Annotated in this window: 15 protein-coding genes and 2 pseudogenes; 9 read left to right on the top strand and 8 right to left on the bottom strand. The window is 41.5% G+C overall.

The genetic code is table 11. The annotated features are described in order from the left end of the window. Positions 1–249: 249 nt before the first annotated feature. Positions 250–420, top strand: coding sequence for a hypothetical protein (locus V7L20_RS19755; protein ID WP_334745718.1), 171 nt, complete (start codon positions 250–252; stop codon positions 418–420). Positions 421–426: 6 nt separating this feature from the next. On the opposite strand, the gene V7L20_RS19750 is transcribed toward V7L20_RS19755, so the two are convergent. The 4 genes from V7L20_RS19750 to V7L20_RS19735 form a co-directional block, all read right to left on the bottom strand. Then, positions 427–3,027 (bottom strand): glycogen/starch/alpha-glucan phosphorylase, encoded by a 2,601-nt coding sequence (locus V7L20_RS19750; protein WP_334745717.1) that lies wholly within the window; start codon positions 3,025–3,027, stop codon positions 427–429. Positions 3,028–3,268: 241 nt separating this feature from the next. Further along, entirely contained in the window at positions 3,269–4,762 is a 1,494-nt protein-coding gene (locus V7L20_RS19745) for an inorganic phosphate transporter (protein WP_334745716.1), read from the bottom strand. A gap of 380 nt (positions 4,763–5,142) precedes the next feature. Continuing rightward, a complete protein-coding gene (locus tag V7L20_RS19740; RefSeq protein WP_334745715.1) occupies positions 5,143–6,072 on the bottom strand; it encodes a hypothetical protein in 930 nt (309 codons plus the stop codon). Between the two features lie 89 nt (positions 6,073–6,161). After that, positions 6,162–6,599, bottom strand: coding sequence for a hypothetical protein (locus V7L20_RS19735; protein WP_334745714.1), 438 nt, complete (start codon positions 6,597–6,599; stop codon positions 6,162–6,164). A 344-nt stretch (positions 6,600–6,943) separates the two neighbouring features. On the opposite strand from V7L20_RS19735, the gene V7L20_RS19730 reads away from it, so the two are divergent. Continuing rightward, entirely contained in the window at positions 6,944–8,056 is a 1,113-nt protein-coding gene (locus V7L20_RS19730; RefSeq protein ID WP_334745713.1) for a phospholipase D-like domain-containing protein, read from the top strand. 363 nt (positions 8,057–8,419) lie between these two features. Here the strand turns inward: V7L20_RS19730 and V7L20_RS19725 are convergent, their stop codons facing one another. Further along, complete coding sequence (locus V7L20_RS19725) at positions 8,420–8,578, bottom strand: hypothetical protein (RefSeq protein ID WP_334745712.1); 159 nt, start codon at positions 8,576–8,578, stop codon at positions 8,420–8,422. 228 nt (positions 8,579–8,806) lie between these two features. On the opposite strand from V7L20_RS19725, the gene V7L20_RS19720 reads away from it, so the two are divergent. The 6 genes from V7L20_RS19720 to V7L20_RS19695 all read left to right on the top strand — a co-directional run bounded on the left by V7L20_RS19720 (position 8,807) and on the right by V7L20_RS19695 (position 11,530). Then, positions 8,807–9,172: a MarR family winged helix-turn-helix transcriptional regulator gene (locus tag V7L20_RS19720; protein WP_334745711.1), complete on the top strand. Its 366-nt coding sequence runs from the start codon at positions 8,807–8,809 to the stop codon at positions 9,170–9,172. 110 nt (positions 9,173–9,282) lie between these two features. Beyond that, positions 9,283–9,513 (top strand): hypothetical protein, encoded by a 231-nt coding sequence (locus V7L20_RS19715; RefSeq protein ID WP_334745710.1) that lies wholly within the window; start codon positions 9,283–9,285, stop codon positions 9,511–9,513. After that, complete coding sequence (locus V7L20_RS19710) at positions 9,500–10,138, top strand: glutathione S-transferase family protein (RefSeq protein ID WP_334745709.1); 639 nt, start codon at positions 9,500–9,502, stop codon at positions 10,136–10,138. The genes V7L20_RS19715 and V7L20_RS19710 overlap by 14 nt, the downstream gene beginning before the upstream one ends. Before the next feature lie 114 nt (positions 10,139–10,252). Beyond that, positions 10,253–10,711: a methyltransferase family protein gene (locus V7L20_RS19705; protein ID WP_334745708.1), complete on the top strand. Its 459-nt coding sequence runs from the start codon at positions 10,253–10,255 to the stop codon at positions 10,709–10,711. A gap of 46 nt (positions 10,712–10,757) precedes the next feature. Then, entirely contained in the window at positions 10,758–11,180 is a 423-nt protein-coding gene (locus tag V7L20_RS19700) for an ester cyclase (RefSeq protein ID WP_334745707.1), read from the top strand. A 215-nt stretch (positions 11,181–11,395) separates the two neighbouring features. Beyond that, the gene (locus V7L20_RS19695; RefSeq protein WP_334745706.1) at positions 11,396–11,530 is read left to right on the top strand and encodes a hypothetical protein; all 135 of its coding nucleotides are present in this window, start codon (positions 11,396–11,398) and stop codon (positions 11,528–11,530) included. Between the two features lie 21 nt (positions 11,531–11,551). Here V7L20_RS19695 and V7L20_RS19690 read toward each other — a convergent pair. Continuing rightward, positions 11,552–12,841, bottom strand: a pseudogene (locus V7L20_RS19690) (IS701 family transposase). Positions 12,842–13,032: 191 nt separating this feature from the next. Between V7L20_RS19690 and V7L20_RS19685 the strand changes: the two are divergent. After that, on the top strand, positions 13,033–13,362 hold the full coding sequence (locus V7L20_RS19685; RefSeq protein ID WP_334745705.1) for a hypothetical protein: 330 nt from the start codon (positions 13,033–13,035) through the stop codon (positions 13,360–13,362). 95 nt (positions 13,363–13,457) lie between these two features. On the opposite strand, the gene V7L20_RS19680 is transcribed toward V7L20_RS19685, so the two are convergent. After that, positions 13,458–13,676 (bottom strand): hypothetical protein, encoded by a 219-nt coding sequence (locus V7L20_RS19680; protein WP_334745704.1) that lies wholly within the window; start codon positions 13,674–13,676, stop codon positions 13,458–13,460. A 1,097-nt stretch (positions 13,677–14,773) separates the two neighbouring features. After that, a pseudogene (locus tag V7L20_RS19675) lies at positions 14,774–15,288 on the bottom strand (IS1 family transposase); the annotation flags it as partial. Positions 15,289–15,403 lie beyond the last annotated feature (115 nt).

The following is a 15,403-nucleotide window of genomic DNA, read 5'->3' as shown; positions in this document are numbered from 1 at the left end:
ATAGACAGTTATGTAAATCTACTACATAGAAAGTATTCTATCGTTGTGAGTACTGCTTTCTACTCACCTTTAGATTTACTTTATAAATAGCCTCTAAGCCCAAAATCTTTGTAGAGACGCGAAATTTCGCGTCTCTCCAGGTTAAAAATTAGTACCAAAAATCCTTAACTGAACTGTATTGGCTGATATCCGGCGTCCGAAATATGGACTTGAAGAATAGATGGGACAACTATTCCGTAGATTGTCCTGATGTCATCTGAAGCTTCCGGTGGATTGGATAGCTCTAAGGTCAGAAACAACGGGAAACAGGAACGACTCAAGGATTGGGGAAGTTCTCTAGTTAGGTTGATAAAGGCTCGTGGCGAACAATTAGGACTTCATCTTTGGTTACTACCAAATAAACCACTTGCTTTATACTAATTACCCCTAACTTGGTAATGGTGCTTCTTTTACTTTCACACCTGCCTTTTGTTCTTGAGTATCATTTAAATTAATCATCACTGGCTGAAGATGCCAGACATCTTGGGCATATTCACGAATGGTACGATCTGATGAAAAATAACCCGTGCGAGCAGCATTAAAAATTGACATTTTTATCCAGTTATCCCGCTCGTTATATGCTTGAGTAACTTTTTGTTGACACTCGATATAAGATTGATAATCCACAAATAACATATACTCATCCCGATTTTTTAAGGAATCTATTAATGGCTGAAATAAATCTGTATTTCCAATAGAAAAATAGCCATCAGCAATTTGGTCCATTGCTTGCTTGAGTTCAGGATTATTGTTGTAATAGTTCCACGGATTGTATCCTTGCGCTTTCAGATGAGCAACTTCAGGAGCAGTTAATCCAAACTGAAAAAAGTTTTCTGCACCAACGCGATCGCGGATTTCAATATTTGCTCCATCTTGTGTACCAATTGTCAGCGCTCCGTTAACTGCAAACTTCATGTTACTTGTGCCAGAAGCTTCCTTACCAGCAGTAGAAATTTGCTCGGAAAGGTCAGCAGCAGGATAAATTCGCTGTGCTAATGAAACATTGTAGTTGGGTAAAAAGACTACTTTTAGCTTGTCACCTACATCAGCGTCATTATTAATCACATTAGCAACAGAATTAATTAGTTTGATAATTAACTTCGCCATTGCATAACCTGGTGCTGACTTTCCACTAAAAATTACAGTCCGAGGTATTATATCGAGGTTGGGATTTTTCTTGATGCGATTATAGAGAGTAATAATGTACAGTATATTTAAATGCTGACGTTTATACTCATGGAAGCGTTTAACTTGAATATCAAACAAAGAATTGGTATTTATCTCAATCCCAGTTGTTTGCAAAATATATTCTGCTAAATCTTGCTTGTTTTCATGTTTAATCTGCCACCAAGATTGTCGAAAATCCGCATTGTCTATGAAAGCTTCTAATTGCTTGAGTTCATCTAAATTCTTAATCCAGCTTTTGCCAATCTTGTTAGTAATTAACAGTGCTAATTTCGGATTAGCAAGTAATATCCAACGTCGGGGAGTAATCCCATTAGTTTTATTGCTAAATTTTTGAGGAAACAACTCGTAAAAATCTGGAAACAAGTTGTTTTTTAGTAGTTCAGTATGTAGTTCGGCAACACCATTAATGGCATGACTACCTATACAAGCGAGATGTGCCATCCGAACTTTCTTCTCTGAACCTTCCTCAATCAGTGAAAGTCTAGCTATTTTCTGATTATCTCCACCATACTTGAGACGAACCTGTGTTAATAACCTGCTGTTAATTTCAAAAATAATTTCTAAATGTCTAGGCAACAAATGACCAAACAAATCAATATTCCAACGTTCCAATGCTTCTGATAGCAAAGTGTGATTAGTAAATCCAAAACTATTCTCGGTAATATCCCATGCTTTGTCCCAATCTAATTGATGAACATCCACTAACAACCGCATCATTTCTGCAATGCCAATAGATGGGTGAGTGTCGTTGATTTGGATCGCAACTTTTGCAGAGAATTGGTCAAAATTCTTATGTGTCTGTAGATAATTACGAATCATATCTTGCAGCGAACAAGAAACAAAAAAGTATTGCTGCTCTAAACGCAGTTCTTTACCTTGATAGTTTTGGTCATTCGGATAAAGAACTTTGGTAATATTTTCGGAAAAAACTTTATCTGCTACAGCGTCGGTAAAGTCACCAGAGTTAAAAATCTGCAAGTTGAAATCTTCGCTGGCTTTCGCACTCCACAAACGCAGCGTATTCACTGTATTGCTGCTATAACCAGAAATTGGCGTATCGTAGGGTGTGCCTAACACGGTTCGCTCTGGTATCCAGCGTACTTGATAGCGTCCGCGTTCGTCAGTGTAAGCTTCAGTGTGTCCACCGAATTTGACTTCTACAATATAATCAAGACGGGGAATTTCCCAAGGATTACCAAATCGCAGCCAGCGATCTGGGCGTTCTACCTGCCAGCCGTCTTGAATTACTTGCTGAAAAATCCCGAATTCGTAGCGAATGCCGTAACCAATCGCTGGCATTTCTAGGCTAGAAAGAGAATCTAAAAAGCAAGCCGCTAGTCGTCCTAAACCACCATTGCCCAATGCTGGTTCGTCTTCTTGTTCCAACACATCATCAAGATTAAAGCCTAATTCTTGAAGAATATTACGAGCTTCTTCATAGAGTCCGACATTCATTAAATTTTTCCCCAACTGCGGCCCAATTAGGTATTCGGCAGATAGGTAACAAACGATTTTAACATCTTTGTGCAGATAGGTTTGTTCTACAGTTTTGAGCCAACGGTGCAGTAGGCGATCGCGTACAGTATACGCCAACGCCATGTAGTAATCATGTGCAGTTGCCCAGTCTCGATCCTTCGCCTGGATGTAGTAGAGGTTATCTAAAAGAGCGCGTTTGAGTGTTACTCCATCCATGCCCGTGCGGTCATCTTGCACCTGGATTTCGACTTGTTCTGTCCGCCGATGACATTTTTTGAAATGCGGGGTACGATTGCCATTATACTTTGTATGATTATGATTCATCGGTTTAAATCTCTTGGAAGAAGAGTTCGAGAGAATAGGACTTTTGGATAGAACTATAATAAGCGTTGGCGCAGCCCGCACTTCTCTACGAGACGCTGCGTGTAGTTTGCTTCCACGTTTGCGTACCGTGCGTAGGCAAGTGGTACGACAAGGCTACTTCGACTGCGCTCAGTACAAGTCAGTGACCATCGTAGATATCGCTCTGTGAAGGAGATAACGGGAAAAGTCAGATTTGTCTAACCTATCCCACGCCGAAGCCAGAATGCAGCACGAGATAAAATGCTGCCGAGAACACCGAAGCACCAAGCAGCGTGCAAGCTGGCAGTGTCAGTACCCACGCAAGTATAATGTTCCGGATCGTATTCGCTTGTAGACCAGAACCATTGGCCGCCATTGTACCTGCCACACCAGACGACAATACATGTGTGGTACTGACTGGTAGCCCAAAGCGATCAAGAGTACCAATTGTTACGGCTGCCACTATTTCAGCAGCAGCGCCTTGACCATAAGAAAGGTGCTGTTTACCAATCTTTTCACCGACTGTTACAACAACACGTTTCCAACCAACCATTGTGCCAATACCTAATGCAAGGGCGACGGCTGTTTTCACAAAATTGGGAATGAACTTGGTCTGTCCATCCAACAGTTTCTGGTAGCTCACAAGTGCCTGCTTTTCTTTAGGATCAGTCAACTGGTTCTGCTTGTTCAACTTCCCAATTGCTGAAGAGATAAAATACATATTGCTACGTAGCACGCGGCGATCATTACTAGCAAAAGCTTTGAAACTCGTCTTTCCAGACAGGCTATTTGCCATCTCCTGACTCTTGTTAGATAGTGCTGCAAAGGTTTTGTCGCTAGCTTTGCTTTGCTGATCGAGGAAGTTTGTCAGCTCATTGGTTGCATCTTGACTACTTAGGGAAATTTTAGGCGCGTGGTGTTCGATGACTGGCATTACAGAGCTTGATACAGCAGCTAACTGAGCAATGGTCGCGGCATTGGTATCCAAATTCAGAGAAAATATACCTGGCAGGATGCCGACCAGGATCAGCACAAGAAGACCCATTCCTTTTTGCCCGTCATTTGAACCGTGAGCAAAGCTGACACTAGTACAGGTCAGGATTAATAAACCCCTGATCCAAGGTGGCGGTGCTTGCTTTTGATCTGCTGGCTGATACAGTTGTGGTTTTTTGAGTAGCGCCTTAGCTAGCAGTAGCAACAGTCCTGCGCCGCAGAATCCAATAATTGGCGAAATCAGCAGAGAACTGAAAACTTGCTTCACTTGTTCCCAGTTAATCCCCTGACTTAAACTATGGCCTGACGAGATTACTGAATGTGCTAAACCAACTCCCATAATCGCTCCAACCAAGGCGTGCGTACTTGAATTTGGTAATCCCAAGAACCAAGTTCCAAAGTTCCAAATGATGGCTGAGATCAGAAGAGAAAACACCATCGCGTAGCTAGGACCCGAACCAACATTAATTACCAACTCAACTGGCAGCAACGCCACGATCCCAAAAGCGACTGTCCCTGCTGAAAGCATCACACCAATCAGGTTCCAAACCCCCGACCAGACGACGGCATAGGATGGTTTTAACGAGTGAGTGTAGATGACTGTAGCAACTGCATTAGCGGTATCGTGAAAACCGTTGATCGCTTCAAAAAACAGCGCCAGTCCCACCGCCAACACTAAAAAGAAAACAGTACCTATTGTTATGGACTCTCCAAACAACTCCATATAATATTATCCACATTCGGCAATATGTAATATTCATTAATACTGTTCAACATAGTTTTGTAATTTAAGTGAATATTAAAATGAGATTAAGCTTTGTTCAAGGTAGGTAAAAATTAAATCAAGCTGACCCAAATTCACGCTAGAGATAGGCTGCAATGGGATTCAGTTAACGTTTTATTTAATATTTTGAATAACGAGTTAAACTTTGATTGAGCGCAACCCTCTATAGAGAGATATCTTTTTAATCCCCTCAAGTAGTAGCCAGCGATGCCTACGGCTGTAAACTACGCACTTTTCACTCTTCCTGCTGCTAACTGTAAAATCCAGATATTCAAGGCGTTGATTCTTATAGTGCGGATTTGAAAGATACACCGCTCCCGCTAGATAATCTTTTTCTGATTAAGCTTTTGGATTTCTGCAATGACACCATCAAGCCCACGGTTACCATAAATAATTAGCAACCGTTCAGCAGATAAGTAACTTAACACAGGGTTGCGAAATTTTGTAATATATGTTGTATCCCTAGGATTATAGCCAAACTGGGGAGCGATCGCTCTCAATTGCTCTTGAACAATAGTAACAGCTGGAATTGATAAAACAAAATCGGCATCTGACAGGTTATGCAAAGCATACTCAGCCAAGAAGTTAGTTTGTGATAAATTTGTAGTTAGTGCGAAACTGTCAAGCTTACGGACTATCGGCAAACGCAAATGATTTTGCTTATCCATAAATAAGTAACCAATCCCTACGGGGTCAATTCCAGCAATAATTGCAGCTGCACGTAACCAGTTAACTACCTTGTACTCGTTACCGAGAGTGGGAGATGAGTGAGCGCAAGCTTGAGTAATCACAAGCTCTGGAGGTAACTTTCGCTTCATCGTCTCTGCCAAACTAATGATGTGATGACCACCAGTTCTGGAATCCCCCGATGCACCGTAATTGTCTGTTTTACCATTCTCACCGAAATTCAATTCCTGGAACTCAGTGCCAGAAGCGTTCCACTGAAAGACGATTGACTTGGCCCAGTCATGCCAAATCGGTGCTGTAATTAATAGGTCGTTGCTGATATAAATATCTGAATTTACTTTGCTTTGGCTATATGGATTGACAATTGGTAAACCACTGCGATTTGTTTGACCATATATTAGGCGATAGTTACTCGCAAAGCTCAAATTACTAATATTATTAAACGCTTCATGTATTGGTAGTCCTCCAGGATAAGCATGGTGCTCTTTTGCTTGTAAAGGTGTGAGCAACAATAATAAGCTCAAGCATAAGCTTACTAACAATAAAAGATGAGATGATTTCATGGAAATTATCAGCTTTTAATTACAAAAGATTAATCCTCTATTGCAGTTGCTTCTGGAAAACTTACTTCCTAGAAGCAACCGCAACTTATTTAGGTGTAAATTGGACCATGTGAATCTTGACTACGAATGGGAAATTCTACGAATCCCACTGGATGATGAGTAAAATGCAGTACAGACAAACCGGGATTATCTTCTGTCGCATAAGCATTAACTGCGTCTATGTATTCACCCTGTAACCGTGCTAGTTCTCCTGCGATGAATGGTACTGGATCTACTAACCCTTCATTATCTCCGAAGCGAATAGCCACAAAAATTTCATTGCTCACTTCCAGTCCTTCTGGAAATCCCTCAGTATGCTCGACTTGAATATTATTTAAAATTAAATGCTGATGATTCGCACCATGATGATTTTCTGGAGCCGGAAACAATTTTTCAATGTTCCCAACTACTCTAATTAGTGGTGCGCCCAAAGAATGCTTGAAACGATGATGATTTAAGAATCCTGTTGCTTTAGTAAATTTGCTCATAAGTAACGCTACTTTTTCGATTTGGAAAATTTTATTAGCACTTTCTAGTCAATCATGAAGCAAGCTTTTCATAAGTATACATTAGATACAAATTTACAAATCTATTAATTGCTGCTAAATATATAGTAATTACTGTGATTACTGTAAAAAATCTTTACCTCCCACCAATACCCCACTACAATCCTCTAGTTAAACTTAGCTTAAACTCAGAATAACCAAAGATTAATCTATCTGTTTTTTTAGATAAACTTCAGATTTATTTAATATCTTTACTTCACTTATTTGTCAAACTACTTCATCAATCTAGAGTACAGTAAAAGCAAACAACTCAAAACAACTGGCTGATGTCGAAAAAAGTTAGTTCAGCAATTAATCCGACTTTTTTAACAGATGTAAATCATGGTGGAAATCAAGGGCAACCACAGAAGATTGCAGAACAATTAGCTGAATTTATTGATGGAGCAAAGTCAAATCTACACATTGCAATCTATGATTTTCGTTTAACAGAACCAACCCTTGCAGAACCCGTAATTATGGCACTTAAGAATAAAGCCCAAGGGGGTATCAAAGTCAGAATTGCTTTTGATCATGGAAAACCTGAAACTAAAACAGTTGACCCCTTCATTGCTAGTGGTAGTGATCCAGCACCCAAAGGAACCAAAGTATTCCTAGAAAGTGTATTTGAGGGAACCCAAGTTGAAATTGAGAGCATTGCTGGCTCAAAATTGATGCATAATAAATATGTCATCCGAGATGTGAATACCAGCGAAGCAACTCTGTGGACTGGTTCAGCCAATTTCACAGACGATGCTTGGACTTACCAAGACAACAATATATTGCAAATTTCTTCGCCGCAGCTTTGCTCATACTATGAAACTGACTTTCAGGAATTGTGGGTCAGTGGCAATATCAAGACCACAGGTGTTGGGGATACTGGTAAAGTTTATATTGGTTCTACAGAAGTTGATTTCGCCTTCTCGCCAGGAGAGGGTCAGACTATCGACCACATTATTTCTAGCTTGATTGGTTCGGCAAAAAAGCGAATCAAGATTGCTTCCATGATGATCACTTCTCATACAATTCTAGCTGCACTTGATGATGCCCTCAGACACAAACAGGTGAAAGATTTGAGTGGAGTGTACGATGCTACACAAATGTCTCATGTGGTAAAACTTTGGCTCAAAACTGAAGCAAGTGTTGGTGTTGCTGAAACTTTTAAAGAGGTGTCATCCCATCTCGTTGGTAAGCACTCCGAACCTTATAAACCGGATAGCAAGCACAACTTCATGCACAATAAGGTTGTAGTATGTGACAATATTGTGGTGAGTGGCAGTTTTAACTTTTCTCGCAGTGCAACACAAAATGCTGAAAATATCGTTGTGTTACATGATCCGAGCTTGGCAGAGCAATATAGCGATTACATTGACCAACTGCTGAGGCACTATCGCAAAGTCTAGTCACAGCAGTCACAATTATAGCCGGATCGCTATCTATGCCTACACCTTGGCGATCGCACCCCCAACCGCGTTTGCCCTGCCCGCCATAGGCATCACCCTTTGACTCTAGGAAAAATTACTACTTCTTACCTGTTCTAAAAAAGCAGGTAATGAAGATTTCAATGAACTATCTGAGAGGATATTTTAAAAGTCCAAACCAGTCAAAAATCATGCCAATTGTCTGACCATGATACGAATCATCGCAATATCAGTAGACCGAAAAGTTTTCCAGAACCTTTACCAGGTGTTGATTTGAGTTTAGGAACACAATCTGCCGGAATCCTATTGGAGTCTGCTTTTCAAGGAACGGGCGTTGTTGGTGGGTTAAGAGTGCAGTGCAAGCGTAGGCACAGCCCGCACTTCTCTACGAGACGCTGCGCGTAGCTTGCTTCCCCGTAGGGGTACGACAAGCTCAGTGACCATCGTAGACATCGCGATCGTCAACCCAAAAACTTCGGCTGAAACCCTGATTCTTTCGTTCACTCACAAAAGTTTTCGAGCTACTGACTTTTACAAGAGTTCTAGCCTATTGGCGAGACAATGTTTTTAGCCTGAGAGTGAGCATAAAACTTCATGCAGCCACTTGACATCAAAAATAAGTGCATATACACTTAAACTATGGATAAACACACTAACCCAATCAACACTGATCTTCTAGGTCAAGTGGGTTCAGCGTGCGCCTGTTTCAATCTCCGAAAGGCTTCTCGTGTTATGACACAACACTTTGACGAAGTACTCAAGCCGAGCGGATTGCTAGTGACTCAGTTCACCATTCTGGCTGCTGTAGCGAGCGCAAAATCAGCCACGGTCAACGAGTTAGCAAAGATGCTAGTGATGGATCGCACGACCTTAACCAGGAATCTCAAGCCCCTTGAACGCGAAGGATGGTTAAAATCCGAACCTGGGCAAGACCAGCGAACTCGTATCATTGCCTTGACTGAAGCTGGAGAAGCTGTCTTAGCGAAAGCTTTACCATTGTGGAAACAGGCTCAAAGCATGGTTGAGACAGCACTTGGACAGCAACGATGGAACACTTTGTTGGCGCATTTAGTGGAAGCAACAGCACTCTTGCGTTAAGTCTAAAATTTTTCTCCAAAAAGTGTATATGCACTTAATTTTTCTATGTTGGCAGTTGATGATAAGCATTCAAAGAAATCATCGGCACCTCGTGTCAAGGAGTCAGCAACATGAAAACGATTGCGGACGTAGCGCCGATGACATGGTGGCAGAAGTTCAGGGCTTGGGTCATCGCGTTCGAGGAAGCGATGGATTTTAGAGAGACGGACATTCTGAGTGATCGCATCGAAAGTCTCGAACGACGAATCGCCGATCTCGAAGCGCAATTTCACGATTCAAACGATTGCATTTCCAGCTCCATCAACCCAATCATCGAAAGTGAGGCACATGAAACTTTATAGTGTTCCTATTTCACCCTTTGCCGCCCGCGTGCGATTGTCCATCTATCGCAAAGGTTTAAACATTGAAATTGTCCCACCGCCAGAAGGCGGCATTAAAAGTGATGCCTATTTAGCTCTGAACCCTATGGGACAGGTGCCGACTTTGTTATTGGACTCTGGTTTTGCACTCCCAGAATCAGCAACGATCCTTGAATATTTAGAAGATGTCTTCCCAACACCATCTTTGCGACCGACTGATGTTGAGGATCTAGCCCGTGTTCGTTTGTTCTTGCGCCTCCCAGATTTTCATATTCGACCATCCATCTTTGCTTTAAGAGGTATGCGAGATCCAGCCAATCGCAATGAGGACGTGGTTAAAACTCAATTTGAAGTTCTCGATCAGGGCTTGTCATATATCGATCATTACCTGAGCGATGATGTCTGGGCAGTGGGTGATCGACCGTCAATCGCTGACTGTGCCCTCGTTCCCATACTCAATATAGTCAGTTTAATGGTATCGGTCTATGACCACTCGGATCTGATCAGCAAGTATCAAAAGCTTAATGCCTATTGGCAGGCAGCCAAGACTGATGAAATTAACGCCAAAGTGATTGCCGAACAACTGGCTGCCAGACCAAAAGCTTAGGAGTCTGCGTGCAGAAGCCAGATGGAACAAAGATCCTGGAGAAATCCATCATCAGGATATCATCGCATTATTAGCAAAATCATTACAAAAAGGTAGGTCATTATGGAAGAGGGCATGTCGGATAATCCTGGAGTAATTGCTTTTTTGCCAGTACTCTATGCTGGAACATTATTAATCGGATTAGTACTTAGTTTCGTGTTTCCAATCGACTTTTTATCGCGATCGGTAGCACTAGTTTTGGGAGTATTAGCGATTATTTGCGCGGGTTTGATAGTAACTTCAGCTTTTCGGACGATGAATCGTGCAAAGACAGAGGTTAACCCTTCACGTCCGACAACAGCGATCGTTTCGGACGGAGTTTTTAGGTTAAGCCGCAACCCAATTTATTTGTCTCTAACGCTGCTTTACATCGGCATCGCGTTGCTATTGGGTGCGCTCTGGGCATTGCTACTATTATTGCCCCTTTTAGTGATTGTGCAAATCGGGGTTGTTCAGCGCGAAGAAAGTTACTTGGAGCGTAAATTTGGCGATGAATACTTACGCTACAAGGCACGAGTGCGTCGCTGGGTATAAAGTACCTATTAAAACCAATTGAAAATTACTCTATGGAGAAAAGATAATGAGCGACATCAATAAAAACAAGCAGATTATCCAGAACTTTATTCAAGTAGTTTGGAAAGGCCGAAACCTTGCTGCTTTGAAAGACTTTTGGACAGAAGATTGTATCAATCACGCAATGCCACGATCAGAAAATCGAGGACTTGACGCGCTTAGGGTTTATCACGATTCGTTCTTTGATGATTTTTTCTCTGCTTTCCCCGACATCCAGATTGAAATCATACAGCAGGTTGCGGAAGGGAATCGGGTTGTTACATATATCGTAAGCAAAGGCAGACATAGTGGCGCATTCTACGGCATTCCACCAACAGGCAAAACCATCTCAACATCAGTGATCAGAATTGATCGTGTTCAAGATGGCAAGATCGCCGAGCATTGGTCTGTTTCCGATGCGGCAGGTCTGCTGCCGCAACTTCAATCTTGAACTGTAGTAATGCGATTTTTTGGAGAACAAAAATGTCAAATAATGCAATTGCTACTGCTTGATATAAAAACTATGAGTTAGCCAAATCCACCAAAATCTATACAGATTTATAATTATCAACGCTAGAGGCTTCTATGGTTAAATTTGATAACCATCCTACCGTGAAATAGTGGCGTGAGCAGTCTACAAACAACCTAAAAACAAGCATAGTCGCTTTGAATTCTGATTCACTCCGAACACTTTGTTTGGATGCGGGTGCTGATGATGTAGGATTTGTGGAAATTTATCGACCGCGATCGCCGACCAACATGCCGAAATTCTGGCAGTATTTCCACCCACCAAAACATTGATTAGTGGGACTTTGCAACTTTCTAAGCCCAAACATAACCAGACTTAGCTTTGTGAGCGGCAAATACATCAATATGCGTATTAAGCCAGCCTACAAAGCGAAATTCTACTGCGGTACGGAAAGCCTCCAGAGCTTCCACAAAAGTATGTAAAGGTTTAGTTGCCCACTGACGGCGAAATCCTCCAGTTAATTGATGCCAAAGGATAAATGTGTAGACTGTAAACACCAAAATCCAATGCCGTTTGAGACTTTTGGCATCTTGTACCTGATACTCGCGCAAACCTAACCAACCTTTGGCCTCACGGTAGAATACTTCTACCCAATTGCGTTGTGAGTAAGTGGTTGCCACCCAAATGGGACTCAGTCTAGGAGTTGGAGCATTGGTGAAAAAGTAATCAATTTCCGTCGCTTCTGCCCATGTCGAAGCATTTAGTTGAATTGCAACAGCTCACAAACCTTCTAGTTTCGGTATATGTACCCGAATTAGCGTTACCCAAACAGTACGTGGTTGTTCTAAATCCAATTGCACTTTTGTGAAGTCTTCTGCTGGCAATGCCTGTGCGATTTCTTCTACAGAATGTTTGCGTGGTTGTAGGTCTGTGGTCAGTTGACAAGTGACTTGACGGTTTTTGGCAATGGCAGCAATATAAGTCAGATTTCTTGACTCCAAATGTTTGACAAATGGTGTGTTATCACCATAGCCCGCATCAATTAAAGTTGTTTTTGTCCGATAGCCACGTTTGAGACATTGGTCTATTAGTTGCAGTGCCAAGTCTGGTTTTTTAACAAATTTTGGGTCAGCTTTTCCTTGTGGTAGAGAACTGCCATGTTGGTATAACGCCACATCTAATGGCAACTTCCGCACCCCATCATAGAAGTACGTTGTTAATAGCACCACTCCATTATCTGTTTTGCCTATTTCACCAATGTATTGCCTTCCGACACCTGCTGTTGCATTCCCACTTTTGCGATGACGAGAGTCATCAATAATTAGGGTAAAACCTTGCTGTAGTTCAGTTTGACGGCACTGCTGCATCACCTCTAAACGTCGGTTATTTAGGGCTGATACGTCCCACGGTGCGTTGTTTAAGAAGTGGCGCAAACTATTGTACGAGCCATCTACCGTATTATCAGCAATCTGAGCCAGGTTTTTGCGTAGGCGTAGCCCGCCGCAGGCATCGCTTTCTCCCAGTAATCCTCCTAAATACATCCTGAAGCTTTCGCGTTGTACTTGCCGCGAGAATAAGTCATCAAAGCGACCACACCAATTCTCAAAACATTTGGGCATTGCTGCCGCAACTTGATGTTTCATTTTACGCTGCTCCTGCGAGACTGACGTAAACTTAACTCTAGAACTGCATTTTAGCCTGATTTGGCACTACTTTTTTACAAAGTCCCACTAGCATTGACACTGCTAGAATCTATCTCATAAAGGGCTGTACTTCTTTTTACTGCATATTGCTAACGTTCGTAGATGCTGCACCAAGTCAATCTGCTTTATTATTGGTTGAAAACCACGACTATGGTGTTGAGCTGAAAGATTGTCATGTTCGCGTAGCGTTTCGTGGAGAAGGTACTTGTTCTGTCGCGCTCGTGCCAAATCCTGAAAAATGGTCGCATGAGGCAATTGTAGCGAGGTCAAATATGCGACCGGGGCGGATGCAGAAACTGAAAGTTGCGGCGAATTCGGGGCAGAATCCGGGGTTTAAGTTCTTGCTCTCGTGCTGGAATGATGACCCTGCTTTGCAGATTGTGATCAAGAAACTGCTGCCGAAGTTTCCGCAATGGGGTTTTGTAGTTGTGGATGGGGTGCTGATGAAGTGGGATGAGTAGCGATTACCATTTCAATTACTGGCAAATTATAACCTGCAATGCTTATGGAGTATAGTTTATAGCTTTTTTAAGTGCCGTTTTGATCTACAACATTATTATAAACTTGAGACAATGCGAACTTTTTTTTCAAGCATAGTTTCTTTTAGAAGCTGATATAGAGTATCATCATGAACTAGCAAACCTCGCTTAGTTTGTGTGTTTACAATTAAATATCTTGGTTCTTTTTCTGAAGGTGAAGCATAGAATTTTAACAATGCCCAATCAGATTCTGGGCTATTCCATAGATATGAGAATTCTTCTAAGTTTGTGTTCATAATTAATACCTTTTTTTTTCAATACTGAATCTTATGACTTTTTTACATACAGGAACTATCTGAGAACTGCGTTGCGGTGAACCTAGCGACTGAAGAAAGGCTAAGATGTCCTGGTCTGCTTTGCTAACTGCATTTGTACCTCCTGGATGTGTGTGATAAATCAAAATAATATCAGCTTCAAGTGGTATTTCAACACTGTTAATTTTACCCGAATATAAATAGTACTGTCCTCCTCTTCCATCATTCCCAGATCCCCTCTTGTACACTACAGCAAATTCAACATTATGTTTTACAGAAAGATTTTCTAATTCGTCAGGAGTAGGGCGACCTGGAATTTATACTCCATTACTTCCTGGTAAACTTTCTCCAGGTCTTGCTCCATATAAAAGGTCTGATACTGGATTGTTCTCTAGTAACTGAGGAAAACCTTCGCTAACCTTTACACTATTTTGAGCTAAAATATCATTAATTTTATTAAGAACTGGTTCATTGATCTCTTTAAATAAAAAGGGAACTATAGCAAAAGAAAGATCAACAATAGCAGAAGCCTAATATCCGGTTTTCCACTCTTTAATAGCATTAGCAACACCTAGAGCAGCAAAAGCGATCCCTGCCAATGGAAATTGACTTAACAATGCGCCAAAAACAGCACTTTGATAAGTACTTTTTAAAACTTCAGTCGATGAAACTTCACTACGACGACCTTCAATTAGTTCAGCATCTTGTTTAAGTAAGTTTTAAGCAGCTCCAAATAAAACACCACCAATTATTCCTTGACTAATACTCGTATAATTAATACTGCTAAGAATGTCATTAATCGCTTCAGCAGCAGAGAGTTATCCTAAAGATTCATATCCAGAGGGGTCAGTAAAATTAACAGGATTAGCATTGGCATAGACATAAGGATTCTTACTAATTGGACTAGTCAAATGTCCAGCAAACGCATCCTTCGAGATAAACTGCCCAAATCTGAGTTATAATATCTAGCTCTGAGATAATCCAAACCAGTGCTATCTCTCTGCTCACCCGCAAACTGATAAGTATTATCCGAACTACCAGCATTATAAATTAACGGCGTTGCTGAATCGAAGTATGAATCATGCGATTGCCTCAAGCTTGCGGGCGCTATACGCCCGCAGGGCCACGGAACCATACTTGAGATAATGTATTACCAATCGAATAGAGAGTCTAAGCATTTCCTCGGACTTGGAGTAACACTCATATTTTTCGATGTAGTCTTGCCAAATAATGCCTAAAACGGCTATTTTCGCAGATCACGAGTGTCATATAAGTCTTACTAACAATATGATCTTCATTGCTGATAAAACCAGGGTAAACTGCGGAGCCTCGTGTCACATAAAAATAAGAATGCCAACAGCTTATAATTTGCCACAAAAGCTTAAATGTTTTGGAACTGCGGTCTCCTAAAACCCAAGATATAACTCCCGGATTATGCTCCTACAACTGCTGTCCACAACCAATGAGTGTTTTTTTTACCTACAAAAGTTTCGAGTTGATCAACTTGAGTAATTTCTGGTATTTGATTATATTCAGGTGAATTAGGCAAGGTATTTCCCAGAGTTCTCACCCAATTTATTACAGTCGTATGATAGCAAAGCGTAAAGCCTTCTCTACGAGAGGCTGCGCCAACGGCATAGCTTCTCTACCAGACGCTACGCGAACGCTTAGAGCGAGTCCGCGAGCGTCTGTACTTTCTTTACTCGCTC

This window comes from Nostoc sp. (assembly GCF_036916735.1).
Taxonomy (GTDB): Bacteria; Cyanobacteriota; Cyanobacteriia; order Cyanobacteriales; family Nostocaceae; genus Nostoc.
The sequence above is the reverse complement of the archived record's forward strand: the minus strand, read 5'-3'. Positions and strand labels throughout refer to the sequence as shown.

What these genes read in the sequence shown, in the direction of transcription:
- V7L20_RS19755 (WP_334745718.1), top strand. Translation starts at nt 250, where the DNA reads ATGTCATCTGAAGCTTCCGGTGGATTGGATAGCTCTAAGGTCAGAAAC.
- V7L20_RS19750 (WP_334745717.1), bottom strand. Translation starts at nt 3,027, where the DNA reads ATGAATCATAATCATACAAAGTATAATGGCAATCGTACCCCGCATTTC.
- V7L20_RS19745 (WP_334745716.1), bottom strand. Translation starts at nt 4,762, where the DNA reads ATGGAGTTGTTTGGAGAGTCCATAACAATAGGTACTGTTTTCTTTTTA.
- V7L20_RS19740 (WP_334745715.1), bottom strand. Translation starts at nt 6,072, where the DNA reads ATGAAATCATCTCATCTTTTATTGTTAGTAAGCTTATGCTTGAGCTTA.
- V7L20_RS19735 (WP_334745714.1), bottom strand. Translation starts at nt 6,599, where the DNA reads ATGAGCAAATTTACTAAAGCAACAGGATTCTTAAATCATCATCGTTTC.
- V7L20_RS19730 (WP_334745713.1), top strand. Translation starts at nt 6,944, where the DNA reads ATGTCGAAAAAAGTTAGTTCAGCAATTAATCCGACTTTTTTAACAGAT.
- V7L20_RS19720 (WP_334745711.1), top strand. Translation starts at nt 8,807, where the DNA reads ATGACACAACACTTTGACGAAGTACTCAAGCCGAGCGGATTGCTAGTG.
- V7L20_RS19715 (WP_334745710.1), top strand. Translation starts at nt 9,283, where the DNA reads ATGAAAACGATTGCGGACGTAGCGCCGATGACATGGTGGCAGAAGTTC.
- V7L20_RS19710 (WP_334745709.1), top strand. Translation starts at nt 9,500, where the DNA reads ATGAAACTTTATAGTGTTCCTATTTCACCCTTTGCCGCCCGCGTGCGA.
- V7L20_RS19705 (WP_334745708.1), top strand. Translation starts at nt 10,253, where the DNA reads ATGTCGGATAATCCTGGAGTAATTGCTTTTTTGCCAGTACTCTATGCT.
- V7L20_RS19700 (WP_334745707.1), top strand. Translation starts at nt 10,758, where the DNA reads ATGAGCGACATCAATAAAAACAAGCAGATTATCCAGAACTTTATTCAA.
- V7L20_RS19680 (WP_334745704.1), bottom strand. Translation starts at nt 13,676, where the DNA reads ATGAACACAAACTTAGAAGAATTCTCATATCTATGGAATAGCCCAGAA.